The 7,415-nt window shown below is 37.5% G+C and carries 5 protein-coding genes; 2 read left to right on the forward strand and 3 right to left on the reverse strand.

Annotation, left to right across the window (positions count from 1 at the left end; all coding sequences use genetic code 11):
* Positions 1-72: 72 nt before the first annotated feature.
* Positions 73-2,583, reverse strand: a complete 2,511-nt coding sequence (locus ACUVXA_RS13405) for a hypothetical protein (protein ID WP_445871781.1) — start codon at positions 2,581-2,583, stop codon at positions 73-75.
* 854 nt (positions 2,584-3,437) lie between these two features.
* On the opposite strand from ACUVXA_RS13405, the gene ACUVXA_RS13410 reads away from it, so the two are divergent.
* Together ACUVXA_RS13410 and ACUVXA_RS13415 are read left to right on the forward strand one after the other, a co-directional pair.
* Positions 3,438-4,661 carry an ornithine cyclodeaminase gene (locus ACUVXA_RS13410; RefSeq protein ID WP_445871782.1) on the forward strand — a complete coding sequence of 408 codons (1,224 nt, stop codon included), beginning with the start codon at positions 3,438-3,440 and terminating at the stop codon, positions 4,659-4,661.
* A 68-nt stretch (positions 4,662-4,729) separates the two neighbouring features.
* Positions 4,730-5,011 (forward strand): hypothetical protein, encoded by a 282-nt coding sequence (locus ACUVXA_RS13415; RefSeq protein ID WP_445871783.1) that lies wholly within the window; start codon positions 4,730-4,732, stop codon positions 5,009-5,011.
* 36 nt (positions 5,012-5,047) lie between these two features.
* Here ACUVXA_RS13415 and ACUVXA_RS13420 read toward each other — a convergent pair whose 3' ends face one another.
* Entirely contained in the window at positions 5,048-6,472 is a 1,425-nt protein-coding gene (locus ACUVXA_RS13420) for a PCI domain-containing protein (RefSeq protein WP_445871784.1), read from the reverse strand.
* Positions 6,473-6,658: 186 nt separating this feature from the next.
* A partial coding sequence (locus ACUVXA_RS13425) for a M24 family metallopeptidase (protein ID WP_445871785.1) occupies positions 6,659-7,415 on the reverse strand: 757 nt, incomplete at its 5' end.

A 7,415-nucleotide genomic window follows, 5' to 3' on the forward strand; every position in this document is an offset into this window, starting at 1 on the left:
CCGGCTATCTGGTCAGCCCCCTCTCGGACTGAAGCGAAAAGCTTTTTCATAGCAATAATATGGGTGGGGAGTTTAGGTGTCAGCCTCAAGCCATGAAATGAATTCCTGTAATTCTTTCTCACTGGTGTAGGTTTGGTTAAGCATTTTTTCAGTGGAGACCGTCTGTATCTCTTTGAGAAAGACATTGAGGTTGCTGAGGCATCCCATAATTAGCGGTATTCTCCATTGGCTGTTTAGCTTTTCGGCCTCGATAAGATCTTTATCGTAAAGAAAGAGGATAGCAATTTGATTATATTTTAGAAATAATTTTTGAAATATGTTTTTTAGCTCATTATCTTCGGGTCTGTGGACGAATAGTTTTAGATGATGGGATTCAATTTGGCCATCTGCTCCGGCTTCAAGATCTTTTTTTACAGACAGTTGCGTACCGGTTTTGAAACACCATTCTTCTAAGGTGTCCTTTAAGTACTTGTCTTGTACACTCTCATATTTAGGTCCAAATTTTGAATAATATAAAGGAATGTTAGCTTTATTTCCAACAACTGGTACGTATATTCTCTGAATATCCGAATCTTGGTTTAAGATTTCGCGCAAAATTTTATTAACAATATTATAGGGAAGACTGGTTAATCGGGATATATAGATATCCGTTAAATACATTTCTCTTTCAAGCATGTGTGAAATTCTTTCAACAAGGGTTTCAATTTGGTCACTACTAAAATTATAGGATGTATCGAATGATATTTTGTTTGAGTTACGGGCTCCTTTGAGAAATGCGTCGGCGGTTATGAAGTCCCCGTTTAATAAATTGGATGATATTTCTGGAAAGAGTTCATTCCCAGTTTCTTCTTTATTTTCACTCGAAGTTGCTGCTGTATTTAATTTACTGACGATTTGCTTTTCTGGAATTTTAGAGAAATATATTTCCTCAGTAAGTAAGTTTTTATCGTAGTCGGGATGAAATATTATCTGTTTTTCTGTTTCTGGAATTATCATTAGGGCATCTTTACCAAGATTTTCTATGATCTGGGGGGTAGTTCCTAATATTTCAGCAGTATTCTTAGTCTCTTTGACACTGTTAAAAATAATCTTATAGTAGGAATCTAGACTTTCGACACCATTAAGGTCTTGAGGTTGTGAAGTAATAAGAATGAGACCTGCACTGGTATCGGGTAAAGAAGATTTAAAAATCACCTTTGTAAGAAAATTGATTAGGTTCGAATTATTTTCGGGGCAATTTATTACTGTTAAGTGTCTAAGCTCACTCTTATTTTTAGTCGATTTATTGAATAAATGCCCATGTATATAAGCCAAGAGAAATTTTAATTCAGTAATGTCAGCTTTAGATATTATTTGAGTTAAATCAATGAGTACACAATCATTAATCAGTCTTTTTAGATCTACATTAGAATCTTCATTAAAGAAGATTTTATTCATAATGCCATGCTGAAGATTACGAAGTAGGGAGGCAAGTTCCCTGACGGATGACTGTTCAGGGGAATCATTCAATTTAAATATTTCATCAAAAGCCTTGTTTAGCTCATTAAGTCCCTGTTTGTACCTAACTTGAGCACTGAAATGGCTCAAAATTTTACAAAGAGGCTCCTCAACCATTTCGAACTCATTTTCAAAAACCTTTTTGAAAACATTGAGCAAGAATGCTGCGTGTTCGGCAGGAGTTTTTCCTATAGAATCAAAAAGGTTAATCCTTAGTGGTTCTGAGTCGGAGCCCGGGGCAAAAAAGAAACCTAAATCTCTAAAGTCTTTAAATTTGCTAAATTCATCCTTAAAATCGAAAATGGTCCAGGGTTTAGAAATCTTCTTAAGAAGACTCCACAAGAAATTAATTTTTTGGGGAGATTCGCCGAGAATCACGACGCATTTTGAGAAGTCATCGTGTCCCATCCAAACAGGTACGTTTCGTCCAAGCAGATCGGTATTACCCAACAAAACTCTATTATTGTTGTGGCTATTGCTTTCTTTTACCGCACTGGGAATTATCATTTGATATCTGGTCATTTCTTGGAACATCATAGTGGGAATTCTTAAGTAGGTAGCTAGATTTTTGATACGAAAAAGCTCTCTCTCAGGAAGTAATCGCCTGCAAATTATGTGGTGTAAAAATTTTTTGATCTCCTTTGAGTCCAAAAACTCTAAACTCAATCTTTTTTTAACTCCGGACCAGGCTGCACTTGCAGCAACACTTACCCTTTTCATATGGTTTTTAAGATTTTCAAGAGAAGGCTCCCTTATAACCAAGTAGGGAGATACCTCAAAGTATTTCACGGGAATTTTACCATTCACCAGAATACGGACTCTCAAATCCTTCTTTAACATGCTTTCAGATTCGTTAACTTTCACAAATTTGAACGGAATCACCAGACTTACATCTACATCCAAGTTTTGAATAGATTTAATAAAAAGATCCATGTATCCAGGATCTAATGACTCGTAATCTGGAGACCCTTTCAAGGTGATAACAGCAATGTAAGTTGCTCTTCCTTCTGCCTCAAGAAGCAAAAGATTCCTTTCACTCTTAATTTTACGAATTTTTGAAAAGTATTTTCCTCCTACCATACTCAAAAATGCGTTTTCCAACAGATCAAAAGAAACCCTCGTGTAGTCAGTATTTAGATTAAAAGCAGATAAAATAGACTGTATTTTGGAATCTAAAACTTCCTGGGTAAAATGTTGTTTCATGAAAATATGGAAGTAGGAAGATATCTTTTTCCCACACATAGTTAGCTCGTACGCGAACTCCAATTCTTCATCTAATTCTTCATTGAAAATTAAAAAATTTTCATAGGAAGGAAATTTAAAATTTCCATTCCCTAACCCGGGAAGCAGTTGGTATACATCCTCCTCCGCTATGACTCGCTTTCCGTTAAGTAGTTTTACCCTATCCTGTGTGAGCAAATACTGAGAAAAAGACATATTTCCATTGGAACAAACAAAGCTGAAAAAAATTAAAATTAAGGGAATAAGAAATTCTAAAGGTGCTGAGGTAAACATACTAAAACTTGAAAAATTAATTCCCGGAGATAACTGACTAGAATAGAGTGGGAACGCAACTGAAGTAAATGCGTTTGAATAGAATACAATTGGAAAATTCAAGGGGTAATACATTTTAAACACAAATCCTTGGGCTAATTCAACATATATTTAATAACTTTGTTTCGATTATTCCAATAAATTCGAAACATCTAAAGACGCCGCTTAATTGCTTATCTAAATAATATTCTTTAAGAGGATATTTAAAATCCACAAAAAATATATAATATATCCAAAAGGCTTACCATTGCCATAAATGTTATAAAAATCTGTTCTTATTCCCAAAACAGAGCAACTAAGAATAAATTTTGTGAAAAAGAAAACATGGAAATTCTCATCGGCATCATATTTTATGATAATCATAGCGCATGTAGAAGGAATTCAAATTGAGCGAAGCTGAAATAGAATTAACTGGTCATATAATTGATTCTATGATACTGCCTAAAGTATTTGGAGCAGTTTACGATCTAAGCGGCGAATTTGAAGTTTTAGAATTCAGAATTGGAAAAACGAAAAACGATTATTCGTACACCCGTATGCGTATTATTGGCAAAAACAGACAGCACCTCGACACAATCTTAGCTGAACTTCAAAAACTAGGCGCTGTGGTAACCGAGAAGGCGGTCGATGCGGAGCTGATTCTAGCCCCGGCTGATGGAGTACTCCCCGATGATTTTTACTCGACAACTAATCACCCAACCTTCATTATGATAAATGGGAAATGGGTAAAGGCAGAAAACCAAGAAATGGATAAAGCAATCGTGGTAAGAGACGGCCAACCATATAGCATACCTATGAGAAAAGTAAAGAAAGGAGAACTGGTCGTTGTTGGAAATAAGGGAATAAAGGTTACACTTCCAGAAAGATCTCGAAAAAAAGAGATTTTTAGTTTTATGAGCAGCACCACATCATCAGAGAAACCCACGCTTTCCCTTACTCGTATGATAGCGATGGAGATGTTCGAGCTCAGAAAAAACGGAGGAAAAATCGTAGTGGTTCCGGGTCCCGCAGTCATTCATGCGGGAGCAGCCCCCGCACTATCAGAACTGATAAGGATGGGCTATGTTCATGTAATCCTATCAGGAAACGCGGTAGCAGTACACGACGTAGAGAATAGTGTATACGGCACCTCTCTGGGAATGGATCTAAAAACACTTGAAAACTATGAAGGGGGGCATCGCCATCACCTAATGGCAATAAACTTAATCAGAAAAGCTGGTTCACTTAAGGAAGCAGTGGAGAAAGGAGTTATAAAAAGTGGAATCATGTATGAATGCATTAGAAACAATGTGGACTTAGTGTTAGCAGGATCTATAAGAGATGATGGGCCAGTACCCGACGTTATTACCGATGTCATGGAAGCACAAGATGCAATGAGGAATGCATTGAAAAACGCCGACCTAGTTCTAATGCTGGCAACCACACTTCACTCTATCGCAGTGGGAAATATGCTTCCCTCCACAGTTAGAACAGTGTGTGTAGATATTAATCCAGCAGTGGTAACAAAGCTCACAGACCGAGGAACCTATGCCATAGGGATTATAAGCGATATTGGGGCCTTTCTACCCAGATTGGTACAGGAACTGTGGCAGATAGAGGGAACCTTCTAGAGATACGAAAAAATAAAAAAGAAAAAATTAAACTTGAAAAATTCGAGATTATAGGAGAGCAGGCAGGTATGAGTGAAATACTAAATTCTTCTGAACTTGTAGAAAAAAAGAAGGATATAATTCCGGGAATAGCAAAAAAGTTCGTGATACCAGAAGAAAAAGCAAAAAAATTTCTCAAACTAGCCATAGAAGAGTGTGCAAGGTCAAAATATAGACTGAACATAAATGAGGACACAATCTCAGGACCATCGGACAAAATTAAAGAAATTATAAAGGAAATAGAGGAGTGGACTGCTGACGAGTTCGATAAGGAAGACTTCGAAATAATAGGCTACTGCAAGAACATATAATTGGTAAAAGTAAATACCAGTCTAAAACTCTTTCAGTCAACTTCTAGCTTGGCTGATAATATCCTCTACCAAATCTTCAATGTGCTGCTTTAGAGCCTTTTCTAGACTTGACGCGGTTCTCTTTTTTACCTTTCTTATTCCAGGGATATACTGGTTTTTAAAAAGGTTAAGTGATTTTTCTAAATCAATCCTTACCCACGCATCTTCGACTTTAACTACACCTTCTTTACTTAGCTCCACAAATGGCTCTACATCAAAAGAACCGTCGATAGGTAGGAAATAATAATCATAAACCAGCTTAGACAAGTCCCTTACAGAGAATCCACGTTTTTCAGGAGCCACCACCATTTCCAGAACTTGAGAAACCAATTCAATGAACAATTTCATCCTCTTATAAATATCCTTAACTTCTTTTTTAGTATAAACAATTTCAGGTGGAACCTTCTCAACAACCTTCACAGTAGGCTTCTCCACCACAGGCTCCTCAATAACAGGCTTCTCCACCACAGGCTCCTCAATAACAGGCTTCTCCACCACAGGCTCCTCAATAACAGGCTTCTCCACCACAGCAGTTTCCTTAACTACTTTCACTGCAGGTTTTTCAATCACAGGCCTCTCAACAATCTTCACAGTAGGCTTCTCAATAATGGGCTCCTCAACAACCTCTTCTGTTTCTGCCGCATAATCTGCAGTAACTGTTTCTTCTGCAGGAGTGGTTTCAATGGCAATGGGCTCCACTATCTTGCTTGTTTCCTCTATTTCCACCATCTCAGTTGGAGTTATTATGGTGCTTACTGCTTCTCGTATAAAGTAGTCATCTTGGATATTTCCTATTATAAGTCCTTGGTCTAGCATGCGGTTTAATCTTTGTTTAACTTCGTCTTCAGAGATGCCTAGAACAGAGGCGATCTGGATGAAACTAAGTTTATCATACTCTTTAATATAAGTGGTGAGAGCCTTATCAACAGGTTCTAATTCGAATAATGATACTGTCTCGGTACTTCCAACCGTTTGTTCTTCTTCCTCAATTTCCTCAAACGCAGGTAGCATTGGTTTAGCCGCTTCGACACCTATTTCCCCAGTGAGAGTATTAATTCTCATATTAATTTGGTTAATTTTTTGCCTTAACTCGATAGCTCTATCTTTATCAACGCGCTCAATTTCTTTAACAAACATATTCATAAGCATTAAAAGACGGTTCATATTGAAATTGTACTTACCATGCATGTAAATAATTCCCGCACCGTTCTCCAATTCCTCCAAGAATTCCTTGTCCAGGCTACTAACATCTATGGAATGACGATCACGAATATCCCTGAATAATTCCTGTCTTTTAAAACCACCATCTTGATAGTTATTGACCACATCAGAGACCAGTTGAATAAGCTTATCACTATTTAAAGATAAGAATCTAAAACGTTGCCTACTTTGGGTAAAATGAGGTTCTTCAATGAAAGACACAAAAACCAGCCTCACTAACTACTATAACTAATAATTGAAATCTGAGAATAATAAAACTTTTCTTCGAAAAACGGATGTTAAAAATTATCTCAACTTAATAAAATATAAAACAAACCCTTAAAAAGACCACACTCCAAAAAAGTAGATGAAATGTAAAAAAACTTTTAAAAATTAAAAAAATGGTACTTATAATATAGTGGGCTCAATAGGCGTCTTTGCTAAAGGTTGGGCACCATTTTCTGTTATCAGCATAGGATACTCCAGTCGATAACCCGCAACGCCAGGCTTATTTAGAATACAAACAGCAATCTCCACCATATTCGGCTCCAATATTTTCTCGCTATAAGGACCGTATCCAATTATGGGTAAATACCATTCGTCACCTATTGCACCAATTCCATGTCCAAACATCTGAACAACATTACTTCCATACCCGGCCTTCTCAACAGTTCCAAACACTTTCTTGGCAATTTCTCCAACCTTTACCCCCGGCTGCATAGAGTCAAAAAGAGTGGTTACGGCATCCACATAAACTTCCGCCAATTTCTTCTGCTCACTCGTAGCACTGCCCATAATAATATTATGCGTTAGATCTGAATAATGTAGCTCATAAGTGCTGTGTAAGTCAACAATAACATTGTCTCCGTGTTGTATGAGGCGTTGAGTTGCGGGAGTTGTGGCACCCATATGGTAAGTGGCTCTATCGCCAGTGCCTACTTCATGGCCTCCGGTCAAAGCCCATGCCCACTGATTTCCCGCTCGTCTCATGGCTTCCTCAATAATACCCACGAGCTCTGTTTCACTCATACCTGGGACGATGGTTCCAAGAGCCGTGTCAACTCCGAGGTCAGCGATTGCTGCGGCCTGCTTTAAAAGTTTAATCGCGCCTTTCAGTATTTGAAAATGAAATAGGTTATTAAAACTGGTTTTGGCTGGTGAGCAG

Source organism: Candidatus Jordarchaeum sp., assembly GCF_052745115.1.